The sequence below is a fragment of the Mesorhizobium sp. M0626 genome, from assembly GCF_040320665.1.
GTDB lineage: Bacteria > Pseudomonadota > Alphaproteobacteria > Rhizobiales > Rhizobiaceae > Mesorhizobium.
In genome coordinates, this window is sequence record NZ_JAMYQD010000003.1 from 156,714 (window position 1) to 173,608 (window position 16,895).

The window sequence follows — 16,895 nt, forward strand, 5'->3', positions numbered from 1 at the left end:
GAAAAACCGGAATTTCTCCCGGCAAATGAGGGATTTCCGGGCGCCGCGGACATTCGGCGCCCAGGAAAATATCAGCCGGCCTTGCGGCTAATTATTCGGTTGGCGGCCGAAACAACGGCTTCCAGCGAGGCGGCGACGATGTTGGTGTTGATGCCGGCGCCGAACAGCTTGCCGCCGGGATATTCCATCTCGACATAGGAAATCGCCGAGGCGTTCGAGCCGCGCTGGAGCGAATGTTCGGAATAATCAAGCACCGACATGTCGACGCCAACATGACGCGACAGCGCATCGACGAAGCCGTCGATCGGGCCGGTGCCGGAGCCGGCGATTGTCGTCTCCTTGCCGTTGTCGAGGATCACCGCCTCGACCACGCGCCGGCCCTTTTTCTCGGTATCGGGATAGGTGTGATGGTCGAGGAACTTCAGTCGTGCGCCGGGCTGGTCGACATAGGTTTCAATAAAGCGGTCATGGATGCGTTTTGCCGGCACTTCCTTGCCTTCGGCGTCGGTGATCGCCTGGATCTCCTGGCTGAACTCGATCTGCAGGTTGCGCGGCAGATTGAGGCCGTAATCGGCCTGCAGTACATAGGCGATGCCGCCTTTGCCCGACTGCGAGTTGATGCGGATGATCGCCTCGTAGCTGCGTCCGACATCGGCCGGATCGATCGGCAGATAGGGCACTTCCCAGACCGGCGTGTTGGCCTTCTTCAAGGCCTTCATGCCCTTGTTGATGGCGTCCTGGTGCGAGCCGGAAAAGGCGGTGTAGACGAGTTCGCCGACATAGGGATGGCGCTCGGAGATCTTCAGCTGGTTGGAATATTCGTAGACGTCCTTCATCCGGTTGATGTCGGAGCAATCCAGATGGGGATCGACGCCTTGCGTGTACATGTTGAGCGCCAGCGTCACGATGTCGACATTTCCGGTGCGCTCGCCATTGCCGAACAGCGTGCCTTCGACGCGGTCCGCACCCGCCATCAGGCCGAGCTCGGTGGTGGCGATGCCGGTGCCGCGATCGTTGTGGGGGTGCAGCGAGATCAGCAGGTTCTCGCGGTCGTCCAGGTTGCGGCACATCCATTCGATCCGGTCGGCATAGATGTTGGGCGTCGACATCTCGACCGTCGACGGCAGGTTGATGATCAGTCTGTTGTCGGCTGTCGGCTTCACGATCTCGGTGACGGCGTTGCATATCTCCAGCGCGACTTCGAGCTCGGTGCCGGTAAAGCTTTCGGGCGAATATTCGAAGCGATAACCGCCGCCGGCCTTGGCCGCCATGTCGGTGATCATCTTGGCCGCGTCGGTGGCGATGCGCTTGATACCGCCGACATCCTTCTCGAAGACGACGCGACGCTGCAACTCGCTGGTCGAATTGTAGAAATGCACGATCGGGTTGGTGGCGCCCTTCAGAGATTCGAAGGTGCGGGTGATGAGTTCGGGACGGCACTGCACCAGCACCTGTAGCGAAACATCAGCCGGCACATTGCCTTCCTCGATGCACCAGCGGGCGAAATCGAAATCGGTCTGCGAGGCCGAGGGGAAACCGATCTCGATCTCCTTGAAACCCATGTCGAGCAGCAGGGCGAACATGCGCGCCTTGCGCTCATGACCCATCGGATCGATCAGCGCCTGGTTGCCGTCGCGCAAATCGACCGAGCACCAGACCGGTGCCTTGTCGATGACCTTGTTGGGCCAGGTGCGGTCGGTGAGACCGACCGTCGGATAGGGCTGGTATTTTCGGGCCGCGCCCGGCATGCGGCCGGCCGCGCGCTTTACGCTTTCGGCTTCGCCGGCGCGGATGTCTTCTCGTGCGTTCATCGTCTGGTTCTCCCGGCGGCTCGCGGATCGGTCTTCGGACGGATTCCAAGGCGAGCAGCGCCTTATCAGATTTTCGTTCGTTGATGTGAATTGCCAATTTCTGAACTGGCCAAGGAGCGTGCGCGTAAGCGGCGGTTCGACCGCCGGGCGCTCCTTCAGCGAACCCGGCGATCGCCGATAAGGCCGAGAAGAAGCAGGGTCGATGCCAGCGCGCGCACCGTCTCGCCGGCAAAGCCAGTCGGACGGGAAGCGACGGAGGAGACGCGCGTGTTCATGGCGGGTTTCATACAGGAGCCGCCATGGACAGGCAAGTGGGCTGCCATTCCACCACTCGCGAGCACTCTTCCCCATGCGCGGCAAATGCGCCAGACTTGCGTGTAGCCGAGGCCGCAATGCTTCGCCGTCGGAGGGGTCATCCGTGAATTTTGTTTTCTTCTCGCCGCATTTTCCCGCCAACGGCGCCGATTTCTGCGACCGGCTGAAGAAGGCCGGCGCCACGGTGCTGGGCATTGGCGATGCTCCTTATGAGGCGCTGGACGGCAAGCTGAAGGTGGCCCTGTCGGAATATTACCGCATCGCCGACATGGAGGACTACGACCCGGTGTTCCGGGCGATGGGTCATTTCATCCACAAATGGGGCCGGATCGAGCGCTTCGAGTCCCTCAACGAACATTGGCTGGAGCTGGAAGCCAATATCCGCACCGACTTCAACATCTACGGCACCAAGCTCGATTTCGTGAAGAATTTGAAGCGCAAGAGCCGCATGCGTGCATTCTTTCGCAAGAGCGGCGTCGACACCATCGCCCAGCGCAAATGCTCCGACCGGGCCGGTGCCATGACCTTCATCCGCCGCGTCGGCTATCCCGTGGTGGTGAAGCCCGATTCCGGTTCCGGCGCCTCGAACACCTTCAAGATTTCCAACGCCAGGGAACTCGACCAGTTCTTCAGAGACAAGCCCGAGGACGTGACCTTCGTCATGGAGCAATTCATCGAGGGGCTGGTGGTGACCTTCGATGGGCTGGTCAACCGTGACGGCGAGGTGGTGCTGGCGGCCAGCCACCGCTACGACCAGAGCATCATGGAAGTGGTCAACAAGGATCGCCACATGAGCTACACCTGCTTTCCCAAGGTCCGACCGGCGATCGAAGAGGCCGGCCGCAAAATCCTCAAGGCGTTCGACGTGCGCGAGCGCTTCTTCCACATCGAGCTGTTCGAAACCAAGGACGACCGCGTCATCGCGCTTGAGGTCAACATGCGGCCGCCCGGCGCCTGGATGACCGATGCGATCAACTACACGTTCGACATCGACGTCTACGCGGCCTGGGCGGACATGGTGGTGAAGGATGCCGCCGGCGGGCCTTACGAGGGCAAATATTTCACCGCCTATGCCAGCCGCAAGCGGCGCCTCGACTATTTGCACAGCCATGAGGACGTGATAGCCGCGCATCGCGACAAGATCGTCCATCATCAGCCAATTGAAGAGGTTTTCAGCCGCGCCATGGGAAATTACGCCTACCAGATGCGCTCGAAGGACGAAGCAGCACTGCGCGCGGCTGTCGCCTACATCCACGCGGAAAAGGCTTAGACGCGATGGACATCTCTTATCACAAGGGTTTCTCCGGCAATCTCGGCCGCGACATGGAATACAAGCGCTACGGCCATGCCGGCCGGCCGGTGGTGGTGTTCCCGACGTCGCAGGGGCGGTTCTACCAGTTCGAGGATTCCGGCGGGGTTGGAGCGCTGGCCGAATTCATCAATACCGGCCGCATCCAGCTGTTTGCGGTCGACGGCGTCGATTCGGAATCGTTCTTCAACAAGCATGCCGGCGCCGCCCACCGTATCGGTCGCCACGAGGCTTATTTCCGATATGTGCGCGAGGAGGCGCTGCCGGAGTTTCTGGCGACCGCCGAGCAAGCCAATGGCGGGCGCAAATTAAAGCCGCTGTTCACCGGCTGTTCGATGGGCGGTTATCATTCCTCGAACTTCGTCTTTCGCTTTCCCGAACTCGCCAGCGGCGTCATCGCGCTGTCGGGCGTCTATTCGGCGGGCGACTTCTTCGGCAAGGTGCTGGAAGGCGACATTTTCTACAATTCGCCGCTCGACTATCTGCCCGGCATCGTAGACCCAAAACTGCTTGCCCGGCTGAAGTCGCTGAGGATGATCTTCTGCTGCGGGCAGGGCGCCTGGGAAGAGCGGATGCTGGTCGAGACGCGCAGGCTGGAACAGATCCTGCGCGACAAATCCATTCCCGCCTGGGTCGACTATTGGGGCGGCGATGTCAGTCATGACTGGCCATGGTGGCACAAGCAGCTGGTCTATTTCTTCGGCCGCTGGCTGGATGACGATCTGATGCACCGGCTCGATTGATGGCCACACCCGAACCTATCCGCCGCTTTATCGAGGCCACCAATGCGGGTGATAGCGAAGCCGTTCTCGACACGTTCACAGCCGACGCGTCCCTGACCGACTGGGGGCGGTCCTTCCAAGGCCGCCAGCAGATCGCGCGCTGGAACCAGTCGGACAATATCGGCGTGAAGTCCAATCTTCGCATTGTCCGCATCGCCGAGGTCGAGGGCAGCTATCGCGTCCGCATCGCCGTGAAAGGCAATGGCTTCAACGGCGAGGGTGACATGACCTTCGTGCTGGACGGCCACCGCATAGCGAGCCTCGCCATCTCCTGACACGGCTCAGCTACCCTTCCTGGCAAACCGGCAGAGCAATGGTCTCGTGTTCCACCGCCGATCCACGGCGCAAGCCGAGAAAGACGACAAGAGCGGTGACGATGGTGATTGCCGCCAGCACGATCAGCAGCCTGTCGAACGCGGTCTCATAGGCCTGGACCAGGACCGTGGCTCCGGCACCCGGCAAGTGGGCTGCCGCTTCGCCGATGTTGCCGGTCACCAGCAGCTGCGCGGCGGCGGTTGCATCCAGGGAAGATGCCGTTCCCTGAGCCGCCAGTTGGGCTGCCGTGAAACCCGACAGGACTGCCATGACGATCGCCAGCGCCACGCCTTCGCAAGCGACGCGGGTGGTGTTGAAGATGCCGACCGCCATGCCGGCACGCTCTTTCGGCACGACGCCGACGGCAAGTCCGTCCATCAGCCCCCAGGGCAGGGCGATGCCGACGCCGATGAGGATCAGCGGCGCCACCAGCGCTGCGACGACAGGCGATGTCAGGCTCAGCCAGACAAGGCCGCCGGCGGCCACAAGCAGGCCGACACCGCAGATCGTTGCCGGAGCGATCCAGCGCGCTACCTGGCCGGCGAGCAGTGGCAGGATCAACAGCGGTCCCGACAGGCAGATCATCAACTGCCCCGCCTTGATCTCGCTCATCCCCTCGATGCCGATGAAGCGGATCGGCAACAGCACCAGCAGGACGACGAAGCCATAGGCGGGAGCGGCCGCCAGGAACTGGACGCCGACGAAGCGGGGAAAGCGGAACAGCGAGAGATCGAGCATCGGCCGGCGCACGCGCCGCTCGACGACGACGAAAGCGGCAAAGCAAAGGGCGGCCGCCACGAGAAGCGCGATCACCAGGGGATCGGTCCAGCCGCTCTGCGGCGCTTGCAGCACGCCGTAGGTCAGCGATGCCAGCGCGATCGTAAAGGTGCCGGCTCCCGCCCAGTCGAGGCCGGTCGCATCCGGATCGCGCGATTCCCTGATGGTGCGCAGGCCGAGCAAAGCGGCTGCAATCGCGAGCACTGCCACCAAGACGAAGATCGATCGCCAGCCGAAAGCATCTATGAGCAGGCCCGACGCGATCGGCCCAAAAGCGAGGCCGATGCCGAAACTGGTGCCGAGGAAGGAGAAGGCGCGCAGCCGCAATGGCCCATCGAATTCCTGGGCAAGAGCGGAGGCGCCGCCGGCAAAGGCGGCGGCACTGCCGAGCCCTTGCGCAGCCCTGAGCACATCGAACCAGACGATATCAGGGGCAAACATCGATCCCAGCGATGCCAGCACATAGGTGGCGAGGCCAACAAGGAAGAGCCGCTTGCGGCCATGATTGTCGGCCAGCGCGCCTGATGCCATCAAGGTGGCGGCGAAGGTCAGCATGAAGGCGTTGGTCACCCAGTTGAGCGCGATCGGGCTGCCGCCGAGGTCGGCCGCAATGCGGGAAAGCGCGACGGCCGGGCCGGTGAAGGTCAAGGGCATTGTCATGGCGGCAAGGCATACCGACAACAGGACAAGCCATGGCGCGACCGCGCCGTTTGTGGTCTTCGAGGTCATGGATTTCCTATCTGAACCAGGATCCGCCGGCCTGCCGCAAGCTTGCTGCGCCGGTCGTAACGGGAAGATAGGCTCGCGACACTTCGAGAAAAATAGTGTTAAATCTCCAGATATACCGGACTGAAACGCTCGAATGGAGAGATGCGATGGAACGCCTCAATGGGCTCCTGGCCTTTGCCCGCACGGCTGAGTTCGGCAGCTTCATCGCTGCGGGCCGCACGCTCGGCATCTCGGCATCGGCCGTCGGCAAGAGCGTCGCCAGGCTCGAGCAGGATCTCGGCGTAAGGTTGCTTCAGCGCAGCACGCGCCGCATCGGCCTGACCGAAGAGGGCAAGCTGTTCAACGAGCGGGTGCGGCGCATCCTCGACGACATCGACGATGCCGAGGCGATGCTGTCGCGGAGCCGCGAAACACCGCATGGGCGGCTGCGCGTTTCGACGCCGATCGTGACCTATCATTTGCTGTTCCCGGTGCTGTCCGAGTTCATGGCGCGCTATCCCGAAATCGAACTCGACATCGACTTTAACGACCGCATCGTGGACCTCATCGACGAAGGCGTCGACATCGCGATCCGCAGCGGCGACCTGCCGGATTCGCGCTTGGTGGCGCGGCCGCTTGCACCCTTCCGGCTGCTGTTGTGTGCGGCACCCTCCTATATCGAGCAGCACGGCAACCCGAGCCGCCCGGACGATCTCGTGAACCATTACGGCATCCGCTTCCGCTTTCCCAACAGCGGCAAGCTGCAAGGCTGGCCGTTCATCGGCGGCAGCGCCGAGCCGCAGGTCCGCTCGATGCTGACCTGCAACAACACGGAGGCGCTGAAGGGCGCCACGATGGCCGGGCTCGGCATCAGCTCGATGCCCGATTTCTTGGTCCGCGAGGCGCTGCGTGACGGCCTGCTGCGCACGGTGCTGGACGACCATGTCGACGGCCGCGGCCAGTTCCGGTTGCTTTGGCCGTCCAATCGCCATTTGTCGCCAAAGGTTCGCGCCTTCGTCGACTTTCTTCCCGACCGGCTTGCCGCGACGCTGAGCGGCTCTTGAATTAGTCCTTCGCGGCCGACAGCGACGGCGACAGCAAGGAACAGCGGCGCTTCTCAGTAGGTGGCGCGGCCGCCGGAGAGATCGAACGTTGCGCCGGTGGTGAAGGAATTTTCGTCCGATAGCATGAAGGCGATCATCGCAGCCGCCTCTTCGACTTCGACGAACCGGCCTCGCGGCACCTTGCCCAGCATGTAGGCGACCTGGGCCTCAGTGAGCTGTTCGAGGATGCGGGTGCGGGCGGGCGATGGGGTCAGCGCGTTGACGGCGATGTCGTGGCCAGCCAACTCCTTACCGAGCGATTTTGTCAGCGCGAGCACGCCGGCCTTGGCGGCGGAATAGGCGGCGGCATTCGGATTGCCTTCCTTGCCTGCGACCGAGGCGATGTTGACGATGCGGCCGTAGCTGCGCGCGATCATGCCGGGCACCAGGCGCTTGCAGCAGTAGAAGACGCCGTTGAGGTCGATGTCGATTATCTGGCGCCAGGCGGCAGGATCATAATCCGCCACCGTCGCTGCCGGTCCGGCGATGCCGGCATTGTTTACCAGCAGATCGACCGGACCAAGCGAGCGCTCGGTTTCGGTCGCGGCGCTGTCGACGGCCTCCATCAGCGATTGATCGCACAGCAAACCCTCGACCCGGCCGAGCGGGGCGAGTTCGGAAACGGCCTTCGCCATTGCGGTCTCGTCCACATCCCAGATGGCGACGCTGGCGCCCGATGACAGCAGTCGCCGGGCGACAGCAAGGCCGATGCCTTGCGCGCCGCCGGTCACCACGGCGACCCGGCCTGAGAGATCGACGGCATTCACACGACGTTTCATGGGCACTTTTCCTCTTCCCTGGATATTTGAATCTCAGTCCCTGACGGCTCTCGCCACCAGCCGCGCTATGCTCGGCCCGGCGATGAGCACGACCAGGAAGCGGGTCGACTGCAAGGCCATGACGAAGGATATGTCGACGTTCTGCGCGGCGGCGGCAATGATGGCGACGCTGTCCATGCCGCCGGGGCTGGTCGCGAGATAGGCGGTCAGCGGATCGATACCAAGGACGTGGCTGATCAGCCAGGCTAGCCCGCCGCAAAAGGCGATCAGCACGACGATAGAGCCGACGATCTGCGGCAGCGCCCGTGTCGCATGACGCAGGATCGCCCGGGTAAAATTCAGCCCTATCGACCAGCCGACCATCGCATAGGAGAGCGCCAGCAGCCATGGCGGCAATTGCATCGCCACGCCGAAGCCGAGATGGACGATGGTGCCGATGATGAAGGTGCCGAGGAAGAAGGGTGACGGCAGCCGGCACAACCGGCCGAGCAGGCCGCCGACCAGCGCCACGCCGAGCGTGGCGGCAAAGGCTGCCGGTTCGATCGGCGGGAACCAGACGATGGCTGGTACCTCGATGCCGGAAGTGTCGACCCACATCTTGGCGACGAGTGCTGCCGTCATCGAGACGAAGATGACGCGCAGATACTGCATGAAGGCGACGAGGCGCTGATCGGCGCCGAAGGCACCGGCCATCAGCACCATGGCAGTGGCAGCACCCGGCGACGTGCCCCAGACCGCGGTGGTGCCGGGCAGGATGCGCCAGCGGCTGATCAACCAGCCAAGCAGGCTGGACGCCGCAAGGGTCGCCAGCACCACGACAAGGACCAGCGGCCATTCCTTGTAGAACACCGAAAAAATGTCGGTGGAGATCGACGCCGCGACCAGACAGCCGACCAAGGCCTGGGCGGCGGCGAACAGCGGCCGCGGCACGCGCACCGTGGCGCCATTGGTGCCGGCAAGGATCGCCGCCAGCATCGGGCCGATCAGCAGCGCCGCCGGCAGTGCGGCGTATTCCAGCGCGCCGGCGAACAGCAGCGAGACGATCAGCAGCACCAGCCACTGCCGAACCGGACGCATGCGCGCCATGCGTTCGACGGCCGGTTGGTCTGGCGAAGAGTCCATGTTTGGGTCTTAGACCTGGAAGAGAAAAATGCGAACGCTGTCTCGGACGAAATTCACGACCCCGACCCCGCGTTGGGATGTCACTCGTTCTTGATGGCGGGCAGGCCGAAACCGCCGGCCGGATGGGTCTCGACCTGGAATTCGAAGCCGGCGATGATCGGCCGGGCCTTGGCGATCGCTGCCTGGACCTCCGGCAGCTGCAGCGAAGCCTTGTGGCTTGCGGCGTCGGTCCACACTTCGGTCACCCAGATCGCGTCGGCATCGGCCGGGTCGCGGGCGATGACATAACTCAGGCAACCCGGCATGGCGCCGGTCGAGGCGAGCAGCACATCCATGATCGCGTCGCGCTGGCCGCGCGCCGCCCGCATCTTTCCGATCAATCCGTACATTGCCTCTCCCCTTTCTTCCAACCTCAGCAAACGTGCGCACGACATGCATGGTTGCGAGACGCAGTATGCAATTGCCGGCTCACGGCATCAACTGGCCACCGTTCACCTCGATCACCTGGCCGGTGATGTAACCACTCAGGAGATCGGAGGACAGGAAGAGATAGGCGCCGACGCAGTCTTCGGCCGTGCCGGCACGCCCTTGAGGAATGGTGGCGACCATGCCCTTCATCTGCTCGTCGGTGGAATAGCGCTCATGGAAGGGTGTCGCGATGGTGCCCGGCGCCACCGCGTTGACGCGGATGCCGAAGCCGATCAGTTCCTTGGCCATGCCGCGCGTCACATTGGAGACAAAGGCCTTGGCCGAACCGTACAGCCCGGCGCCGCCGCCAGCGCCATTGCGCGCCGCGATCGACGAGGTGTTGACGATGAAGCCGCCCTGCTTCTTCAGCCATGGCATCGCCTTGCGCGAGGCCGTCAGCACCGAGCGGGCGTTGAGGTCCATCACCGCGTCGTAGTGCGCCTCGGTCTGCTCCGCATAAGGTACGCGGCCGAGCATGCCGCCGGCATTGTTGATCAGCCCGTCGAGCCGCCCGAATGTTTCGGCGCTCTCCTCGACTACCCGCTCGACATCGGCTGCCTGTGAGAAGTCGCCCTGTGTCAGGAACACCTCACCGCCGCTGTCGCGGATGTTTTTGGCCAGCGTTTCTGCGGCCTCCCGGCTCGAATTGTAGTGCAGGGCGACCCGGCATTTCTGGGCGGCGTAGGCCAGTGCAAGGGCGGCACCGATGCCGGTCGAAGCGCCGGTGACCAGCACCGCCTTGCCGGCAAGATCGGGGATGACGAGGGTGGTCGCGGTCATGAGCACTTTCCTTCGGGCTGTTTGGCCACCCTTCGTAGGCTCTCATGGCCTTCACGTTCAAGCCCGTGGCGGCTCAGGGCCGGAGATAGGCGTAGCCCTGGCGCTGCAGTTCGGCGAGCTTGACGACGCCGCCCTTGTCGGCGGCGTGGAAGCCCTCGAGCAGGTCGGCAAGCGTGATCTCCATGCCTTGCATGGTGTTGCCGCAGGCATGCGGCTCAAGGCCCTGCTGGACAAGGCCGGCAAAGCGTCCCGAGATCGCCGCCGATATGCCTTTCGACTTGAAGCCGGCGAGGGCCGGACCATGCACGACCAACACGATGTCGACATTGCCGCCGGTGCCTTCATAGTGGTTCTTGATGTTGCCGAGCACGAAGTTGACCTTATCGAGGTCGCTGAGGTGATAGGCGACCTTCGGTCTGTCTTCAGCGGCGGCGGCCCGGCTCAGCCCGAACAGGCCGGCGGCACCGGCAAGGCTGGCCCGGAACATGTCGCGTCGACGCATGGCATCCTCTCGGCTTGGCGCTCCCCGCAAATTGCGTGGCTGCGGCCATGATACTAGCATAAATTCACGTTACGTCCTGTCGATGCGAGGAGGGGGTCACATGGCGTTCAGGAAGTGGAAGGTTGTTGCCAGCGCTGGATTTGGCGCCGTGCTGCTCGGCGCGCTTGCAAGTTCGGCCCTTGCCGGCGATGCGCTTAAATTACCCGAACTCAGCCCGAATGGCGCCGATGCGTGTTTCGGCCGCGTCTATGATGCGGCGCACCTCAAGGCGCATCCAAAGCAGAAGGTGGCGCGGATCTTCTTCCTCTATGGCCATGATCCGGTGAGCCATCCGAACGAAGAGCCGATGGCAAACGCCGACACCTCCTACAACGGTTTTCTCACCACCACGGTGCGCGGCGCCAAGGCGCCGCAATGGGCCGGCGGCTGGTGCAATCACGAGTCCGAGGACGGCAAGTCAGGTCCGATCCGCTGCGGCATGGACTGCGACCGCACCATGGCGTCGCTGAAGCTCGATGACAAAGGCCGCCTGATCCTCACCGACGTCTCGTCCGATCTCTATCTCGACGCCGGATCGGAAGACGAACTGGGCGAAGCCGAATATGACCGGCAGGCTCTGGGCTCGGAGGACAATAATTTCCGCCTCGACCCGATGCCGGCCGCAACCTGCCAGGCTGAATTCGCCAAGATCGACCCGATCGATCCGGCGCTTGGGGCTCCCTTGCGCGAGCGACTGAAGCCGGACCAGCCTTTCTGTTTCGGGCGAGACTACGATGCCGCGCATCTCTCCTCGCATCCCGACCAGGTGACGCAGTCGATCCGGGTCTTCCGCGGGCCGGTCGAACTCGCCTCCTTTGCCTCAGGCGATGTCGCCAACTGGCCCGACGGCTCCGATGTCGCCGTTTCGGTGACCACCAGGAAGAACGGGACGAAGGTCACGCAGACCTATTCCTGCCAGGGTGAAGCGGATCAATGGCGCTGCGCGGCCAGTTCGAAGATGAGCAACTTTTCCTGCGATATCGCGCAAAAGGAAATCTTCCTCAAGCGCGGCGCCAACGGCACCCTGATGCTGGCCAACCCCAATAGCAGCCTGGCGATCGTCGATTTGTGCTCGGCGGATGGCAAGACCAAGTCCGATGACAAGGTCTACCGGTTGGAGGCTATGCCGCAGTCGGCCTGCACTCGTTGAGTTCGATCTTGTCTATGACGCTACCATGGTATATATCTTTGCTATATCTCATTTGAGGATAGCACATGGACAAGGCAAAGGTGTTCTGGTCAGGCCGGTCACAAGCTGTGCGCTTGCCTAAGGAGTTTCGGTTCGAGGCAGACGAGGTTTCGATCCGTCGTCATGGGCAAACTGTCATCTTGGAGCCGCTTGCGCAGGATTGGGCATGGCTCGACCAGGTCATCGGACCGGTTGACGACGATTTCGTCCAGGGAGCGCTGGAGCGTCAGGATGGTCAGGATCGACCTGCTTTGGATGACCTCTTTAAGTGACCTACCTGCTCGACACCAATGCCGTCATAGCGGTCATCGCGGGCGACGAGGGTCTGCTGGCTTTGCTCAAACGGCATGCACCACAAGACTTTGCTCTCTCGGCGGTCGTTTTGCATGAGCTGTACTACGGCGCTGAAAAGAGCCAGCGAAAGGTCCAAAATCTGGCGCGCATCGACGCCTTGCAGTTCCCGGTACTTGAATTCGACCGAGACGACGCGAGACATGCCGGTGAGATTCGTGCTGGGCTTGCGGCACTGGGAACCCCGATTGGTCCCTACGATGCGCTGATTGGCGGGCAGGCACGTGCTCGGGACCTCACGCTGATAACCCGCAATATCCGGGAATTCGAGCGGATCAAAGATCTCACTATCGAAACGTGGTAACTCGCCTCACGCGAACGGCACCGCCGTCGTGCCTTTCGGCAGCTTCGCCTCGTCGTCCGGTTCGACATGGATGGTGACGCGCACCGAGGGGATTTCGGCCTTCAGCGCGTCCTCGATGCGGTCGCAAATGACGTGGCTGGCGCCGACCGTCATGTCGGCGTCGACGACCAGGTGGAACTCGATGAAGGTGGCGCGGCCGGCGATGCGGGTCTTGAGGTCATGAACCTCCAGCGCGCCCTTGCAATTGGCCGAGATGATGTCGCGAATGTGCATGTGTTCGGTCGTGTCCACTGCGCGGTCCATCAGCCCGTTCATCGACGAGCCGATGACGTGCCAGCCCTGCCACAGGATGTTGAGCGCGACGATGACGGCAAGCGCCGGATCAAGGATCTGCCAACCGGTCAGGATAGCGCCGACGAGGCCGCCGAAGACGCCGACCGAGGTCACGACGTCGGTCATGATGTGCCGGCCGTCGGCGACCAGCGCCGGTGATTTTGCGCTGCGCCCGGCGCGGATCAGCGTCCAGGCCCAGAAGGCGTTGATGACGGTGGCGACACCGTTGATCGCCAGGCCCTCCCAAGGTTGTTCGAGCGGGGTCGGCGTCTGCCAGGAGCGCCAGACCTCGTTGAGGATCAAAAGCGCGGCGAGCACGATCAGCACGCCTTCCAGCACCGCCGAAAAATACTCGGCCTTGTGGTGGCCGAACGGATGGTCCTGGTCGGCCGGCTTGTAGCTGACCAGGACCGCCCAATAGGCGGCGGCCGAGGCTATGACGTTGACGATCGACTCCAGCGCATCCGAATAGAGCGCAACGGAGCCGGTGACGTACCATGCGGCAAGCTTGAGCGCGAGCACCACGCAGGCGATGACAATCGACCAGAAGGCAAGGCTGGCGATCCTTTGCCTGGCCGCTGCCTTCGCTGCGATCGCCGCCATGTTGTCCGTCTCCGCCATCGTTTCTAAGCGGCCTTTTCCTTGGCCTTGCGCGGCAGATGCGCAACGATGTTTTCGATGATGCGCATGCCGGCATTGTGGCCGAGCGTCATGATCGATTCCGGATGGAACTGGACGGCGGCGATCGGCTCCTTGCGGTGTTCGAAGGCCATGATGATGCCATCCTCGGTCTCGGCGGTGACGATGAAATCGTCGGGCAGCCGCACCGGATCGGCAAAGATCGAGTGGTAGCGGCCGACGGTCACTTCCTTGGGCAGGCCGGAGAAGATGATTCCGGGCTTGGAGACGCGGATGCGCGACGGCTTGCCGTGCATCGGCACGTGCAACTGCCTGAGTTCGCCGCCATAGGCCTCGGCCAGCGCCTGCAGGCCAAGGCAGACACCGAAGATCGGCAGGTCGCGGGCGCGGGCGTTCTTGATGGTCGCGGCGCAGTCGAAATCCTTCGGCGTGCCCGGTCCGGGCGACAGCACGACGAGATCGGGCTTCAGCCGTTCGAAGACTTCTTCCGGCACCGGCGAACGCACGGTCGAGACATTGGCACCGGTCTGGCGGAAATAGTTGGCCAGTGTGTGGACAAAGGAGTCCTCGTGGTCGACGAGCAGGATGTTGACGCCGTCGCCGACGCGCGCGGTGGTGCGTTCGGCGCCTGCGGCATTGCCCAATTTGGCGTCGCGAATGGCGGAGAGCATGGCGGATGCCTTCAGTTCGGTTTCGGCTTCTTCTTCCTCGGGGATGCTGTCGAAGAGCAACGTGGCGCCTGCTCGCACCTCGGCAATGCCGTCCTTGATGCGGATGGTGCGGAGCGTCAGGCCGGTGTTCATGTCGCCGTTGAAATTGACCATGCCGATGGCGCCGCCATACCAGGCTCGCGGGCTCTTTTCGTTCTGCTCGATGAAGCGCATGGCCCACAGTTTCGGCGCGCCGGTGACGGTGACCGCCCAGGCATGCGACAGGAAGGCGTCGAAGGCATCCATGCCTTCGCGCAGGCGCCCTTCGATGTGATCGACGGTGTGGATCAGGCGCGAATACATTTCGATCTGGCGGCGGCCGATGACGCGCACCGAGCCCGGATCGCAGACCCTGGACTTGTCGTTGCGGTCGACGTCCGAGCACATTGTCAGCTCGGATTCATCCTTCTTGGAGTTGAGCAGCTTCAGGATTTGCTCGCTATCGGAAATGGCGTCCTCGCCGCGCTTGATGGTGCCGGATATCGGGCAGGTCTCGACGCGGCGGCCATTGACGCGCACGAACATTTCGGGCGAGGCGCCGATCAGATACTCGTTTTCGCCGAGATTGATGAAGAAGGAATAGGGCGACGGGTTGATCGACTTCAGCTTGCGCGAGATTTCGGAAGGCTGCGTCTCGCAGCGTTCGTAGAACATCTGCCCGGGCACGACCTCGAACAGGTCGCCGCGCTTGAAACTGTCCATCGCCTTGCGCACCAGATTGGCATATTCGCCCGGCTCATGGTCGCCGCGCGGCGGGATGCGGTCGGCGGTCTTGAACGGTTCGGCAATTTCGTCCCGCGGCAGCCCCTCGGTTGAAAAACCGTCGCCGGAATAGTCGTAGCGGTCGGTCCAGGCCTTGGTCGAATAATGGTCGACGACCAGGATCTCGTCAGGCAGGAACAGCACGAGATCGCGCTGGCTCTGTTTGCGCTCGAGCTTGTAGTCGACTGGATCGAACTGGAAGGCGAGGTCGTAACCGAAGGCGCCGTAAAGGCCGAGATTGGCGTCTTCATCGGTCTTGAACAAAGCGGTGATGGCGCGCAGCACAGTAAACACAGAGGGGACGCGGCTGCGCTCTTCCTCGGTGAAGACGCGGCCGGGCTTGGCGACATCGAGGCGGATCAGCTTTTTCGAGGTTTCAGCAATCGTCACCTCGGCAACGCCGGCCAGCGTCTTGCCGATCACCGGCAGCAGCACTTCGCCACGGCCATTCAGCGCCTCGATGCGCATGGCGCGGCCACGCGCGGAAATCACCAGCGGCGGATCGATGATGGCCGTATCCCAGCGTGTGTAGCGGCCCGGATATTCGTAATTCGAGGAAAACACCGCACCACGGCGCGAGTTCAAGCCATCGACATAGGCATCGATCGCACCGGCGTAAGGCTTGTCGTGGCGTTCGCGGGTGATGGTGACACCACCTGCGGTCACGAAGCTTTCCGCGCCGTTTTCCAGAGCCTTGATCGTCATTGCCGTCTCCATATGGCTTGTTGGGGCAACGGACCCGGGACTGGCTTTGAAAAAACAAATGGCCGCCCGGACATTCCGTTGCGGCCACCCTCTATTTTCACGCGCACGCGTTCGAACAGGCCGCTGTCAGCGAGCCCACCACCAAATGGTCTTGATCGAGCGCATGTTCATGGGCGAAATCCATAGCGGCGAAAAGCCGGATGCGCAACAGGTTTGAAAGGCCTGTTTGTGGCCGCCGCTTCCGCAGCCCATGGCACATCGCCAAGGCTTGGGGTCCTGCCTAGACTGTTCGTCCAACATCGGAAAGACGGGAAGACAGCAATGACCGAGCAGATCGAGCGCGCACGCAGGTTCCATGCGCTCCACGTCAGGGGCAACCCGATCGTTCTCTACAATGCCTGGGATCCGGGCTCGGCCAAGATCGTCGAGAAGGCGGGCGCCAAGGCGATCGCCACCGGAAGCTGGCCGGTCGCGGCTGCTTTTGGTTATGCCGATGGCGAGAAAATTCCGCTGGAGCTAGCGCTGGACAACATCAGGCGCATCGTGGCGGCAGTCGACCTGCCGGTGACCATGGACCTCGAAGGCGGCTACGGCGTCGAGCCGGAGACTGTCGCCCAGACGGTGACACGTGCCCTGCAGGCCGGCGCCATCGGTTTCAATTTCGAGGACCAGATCGTCGGCGGCGCCGGTCTGCACGACATCGCCATACAGGTGAAGCGCATCGAGGCGGCAGCGGCGGCGGTGAAGGCTTCCGGCATTCCCGCCTTTATCAACGCCCGTACCGACATTTTCCTCAAGGCCAAGCCGGATGCGCATGACAGCGTGCTGCTCGACCAGGCCATCGAGCGGGCGCACGCTTATGAAAAGGCAGGAGCGAGCGGCTTCTTTGCGCCGGGGCTCGGCGACGAGGGTCTGATCGAGGCGCTGTGCAAGGCGACGGCATTGCCGGTCAACATCATCGCGCTGGCGCATGTGCCGCCGCGCCAGCGCCTGGCCGAGCTTGGTGTCGCCCGTGTCAGCCACGGCCCGGTGCCGTACCGGCAGATGGCCGAATGGCTGGAGGCCAAGGCGCGGCTGGCGATTTCGGGTTAG

General features: G+C 63.0%; 17 protein-coding genes. 8 read left to right on the top strand and 9 right to left on the bottom strand.

What is annotated here, in order from left to right; translation table 11 throughout:
* Positions 1-71 precede the first annotated feature (71 nt).
* Entirely contained in the window at positions 72-1,748 is a 1,677-nt protein-coding gene (gene leuA / locus NKI37_RS04565) for a 2-isopropylmalate synthase (protein ID WP_352543309.1), read from the bottom strand.
* Positions 1,749-2,229: 481 nt separating this feature from the next.
* On the opposite strand from leuA, the gene NKI37_RS04570 reads away from it, so the two are divergent.
* From NKI37_RS04570 to NKI37_RS04580, 3 genes are read left to right on the top strand one after another with little or no spacing between them, the layout of a single operon-like run.
* Entirely contained in the window at positions 2,230-3,396 is a 1,167-nt protein-coding gene (locus NKI37_RS04570) for an ATP-grasp domain-containing protein (protein WP_023686186.1), read from the top strand.
* 5 nt (positions 3,397-3,401) lie between these two features.
* Positions 3,402-4,178, top strand: coding sequence for an esterase family protein (locus NKI37_RS04575; protein ID WP_352667077.1), 777 nt, complete (start codon positions 3,402-3,404; stop codon positions 4,176-4,178).
* The gene (locus tag NKI37_RS04580; protein WP_031197571.1) at positions 4,178-4,492 is read left to right on the top strand and encodes a nuclear transport factor 2 family protein; all 315 of its coding nucleotides are present in this window, start codon (positions 4,178-4,180) and stop codon (positions 4,490-4,492) included. Before NKI37_RS04575 ends, NKI37_RS04580 begins: the two co-directional genes overlap by 1 nt.
* A 10-nt stretch (positions 4,493-4,502) precedes the next feature.
* Here NKI37_RS04580 and NKI37_RS04585 read toward each other — a convergent pair whose 3' ends face one another.
* Positions 4,503-6,038, bottom strand: a complete 1,536-nt coding sequence (locus NKI37_RS04585; RefSeq protein ID WP_352789647.1) for an MFS transporter — start codon at positions 6,036-6,038, stop codon at positions 4,503-4,505.
* Positions 6,039-6,184: 146 nt separating this feature from the next.
* On the opposite strand from NKI37_RS04585, the gene NKI37_RS04590 reads away from it, so the two are divergent.
* A complete protein-coding gene (locus tag NKI37_RS04590; protein ID WP_023669967.1) occupies positions 6,185-7,081 on the top strand; it encodes a LysR family transcriptional regulator in 897 nt (298 codons plus the stop codon).
* A gap of 53 nt (positions 7,082-7,134) precedes the next feature.
* Here NKI37_RS04590 and NKI37_RS04595 read toward each other — a convergent pair whose 3' ends face one another.
* The 5 genes from NKI37_RS04595 to NKI37_RS04615 all read right to left on the bottom strand — a co-directional run bounded on the left by NKI37_RS04595 (position 7,135) and on the right by NKI37_RS04615 (position 10,771).
* A complete protein-coding gene (locus tag NKI37_RS04595; RefSeq protein WP_023669968.1) occupies positions 7,135-7,887 on the bottom strand; it encodes an SDR family NAD(P)-dependent oxidoreductase in 753 nt (250 codons plus the stop codon).
* A 45-nt stretch (positions 7,888-7,932) separates the two neighbouring features.
* On the bottom strand, positions 7,933-9,021 hold the full coding sequence (locus NKI37_RS04600) for an AbrB family transcriptional regulator (RefSeq protein ID WP_352789644.1): 1,089 nt from the start codon (positions 9,019-9,021) through the stop codon (positions 7,933-7,935).
* 80 nt (positions 9,022-9,101) lie between these two features.
* Positions 9,102-9,410: a putative quinol monooxygenase gene (locus NKI37_RS04605; RefSeq protein ID WP_023691624.1), complete on the bottom strand. Its 309-nt coding sequence runs from the start codon at positions 9,408-9,410 to the stop codon at positions 9,102-9,104.
* 79 nt (positions 9,411-9,489) lie between these two features.
* The gene (locus tag NKI37_RS04610; RefSeq protein ID WP_023686180.1) at positions 9,490-10,269 is read right to left on the bottom strand and encodes an SDR family NAD(P)-dependent oxidoreductase; all 780 of its coding nucleotides are present in this window, start codon (positions 10,267-10,269) and stop codon (positions 9,490-9,492) included.
* 73 nt (positions 10,270-10,342) lie between these two features.
* Positions 10,343-10,771 carry a DsrE family protein gene (locus tag NKI37_RS04615; RefSeq protein ID WP_023686179.1) on the bottom strand — a complete coding sequence of 143 codons (429 nt, stop codon included), beginning with the start codon at positions 10,769-10,771 and terminating at the stop codon, positions 10,343-10,345.
* A gap of 100 nt (positions 10,772-10,871) precedes the next feature.
* Here NKI37_RS04615 and NKI37_RS04620 point away from each other — a divergent pair, with 100 nt between their 5' ends.
* From NKI37_RS04620 to NKI37_RS04630, 3 genes are all read left to right on the top strand, one after another.
* Entirely contained in the window at positions 10,872-11,960 is a 1,089-nt protein-coding gene (locus NKI37_RS04620) for a hypothetical protein (RefSeq protein ID WP_023817394.1), read from the top strand.
* A gap of 65 nt (positions 11,961-12,025) precedes the next feature.
* Complete coding sequence (locus NKI37_RS04625) at positions 12,026-12,271, top strand: antitoxin (RefSeq protein WP_023724992.1); 246 nt, start codon at positions 12,026-12,028, stop codon at positions 12,269-12,271.
* Entirely contained in the window at positions 12,268-12,654 is a 387-nt protein-coding gene (locus NKI37_RS04630; RefSeq protein ID WP_023711114.1) for a type II toxin-antitoxin system VapC family toxin, read from the top strand. Before NKI37_RS04625 ends, NKI37_RS04630 begins: the two co-directional genes overlap by 4 nt.
* Before the next feature lie 6 nt (positions 12,655-12,660).
* On the opposite strand, the gene NKI37_RS04635 is transcribed toward NKI37_RS04630, so the two are convergent.
* Both NKI37_RS04635 and NKI37_RS04640 read right to left on the bottom strand, forming a co-directional pair.
* Positions 12,661-13,608, bottom strand: coding sequence for a cation diffusion facilitator family transporter (locus tag NKI37_RS04635; protein WP_352789639.1), 948 nt, complete (start codon positions 13,606-13,608; stop codon positions 12,661-12,663).
* Positions 13,609-13,613: 5 nt separating this feature from the next.
* Positions 13,614-15,803: an anthranilate synthase gene (locus tag NKI37_RS04640; RefSeq protein WP_023683652.1), complete on the bottom strand. Its 2,190-nt coding sequence runs from the start codon at positions 15,801-15,803 to the stop codon at positions 13,614-13,616.
* Between the two features lie 321 nt (positions 15,804-16,124).
* Between NKI37_RS04640 and NKI37_RS04645 the strand changes: the two genes are divergently transcribed.
* Positions 16,125-16,895, top strand: a complete 771-nt coding sequence (locus NKI37_RS04645; protein ID WP_023683653.1) for an isocitrate lyase/PEP mutase family protein — start codon at positions 16,125-16,127, stop codon at positions 16,893-16,895.

Bases quoted from the DNA above. Each gene is read 5' to 3' on its own strand.
- leuA (WP_352543309.1), bottom strand. From the start codon at position 1,748: ATGCCGGGCGCGGCCCGAAAATACCAGCCCTATCCGACGGTCGGTCTC.
- NKI37_RS04575 (WP_352667077.1), top strand. From the start codon at position 3,402: ATGGACATCTCTTATCACAAGGGTTTCTCCGGCAATCTCGGCCGCGAC.
- NKI37_RS04580 (WP_031197571.1), top strand. From the start codon at position 4,178: ATGGCCACACCCGAACCTATCCGCCGCTTTATCGAGGCCACCAATGCG.
- NKI37_RS04585 (WP_352789647.1), bottom strand. From the start codon at position 6,038: ATGACCTCGAAGACCACAAACGGCGCGGTCGCGCCATGGCTTGTCCTG.
- NKI37_RS04590 (WP_023669967.1), top strand. From the start codon at position 6,185: ATGGAACGCCTCAATGGGCTCCTGGCCTTTGCCCGCACGGCTGAGTTC.
- NKI37_RS04600 (WP_352789644.1), bottom strand. From the start codon at position 9,021: ATGGACTCTTCGCCAGACCAACCGGCCGTCGAACGCATGGCGCGCATG.
- NKI37_RS04605 (WP_023691624.1), bottom strand. From the start codon at position 9,410: ATGTACGGATTGATCGGAAAGATGCGGGCGGCGCGCGGCCAGCGCGAC.
- NKI37_RS04610 (WP_023686180.1), bottom strand. From the start codon at position 10,269: ATGACCGCGACCACCCTCGTCATCCCCGATCTTGCCGGCAAGGCGGTG.
- NKI37_RS04615 (WP_023686179.1), bottom strand. From the start codon at position 10,771: ATGCGTCGACGCGACATGTTCCGGGCCAGCCTTGCCGGTGCCGCCGGC.
- NKI37_RS04620 (WP_023817394.1), top strand. From the start codon at position 10,872: ATGGCGTTCAGGAAGTGGAAGGTTGTTGCCAGCGCTGGATTTGGCGCC.
- NKI37_RS04625 (WP_023724992.1), top strand. From the start codon at position 12,026: ATGGACAAGGCAAAGGTGTTCTGGTCAGGCCGGTCACAAGCTGTGCGC.
- NKI37_RS04635 (WP_352789639.1), bottom strand. From the start codon at position 13,608: ATGGCGGAGACGGACAACATGGCGGCGATCGCAGCGAAGGCAGCGGCC.
- NKI37_RS04640 (WP_023683652.1), bottom strand. From the start codon at position 15,803: ATGACGATCAAGGCTCTGGAAAACGGCGCGGAAAGCTTCGTGACCGCA.
- NKI37_RS04645 (WP_023683653.1), top strand. From the start codon at position 16,125: ATGACCGAGCAGATCGAGCGCGCACGCAGGTTCCATGCGCTCCACGTC.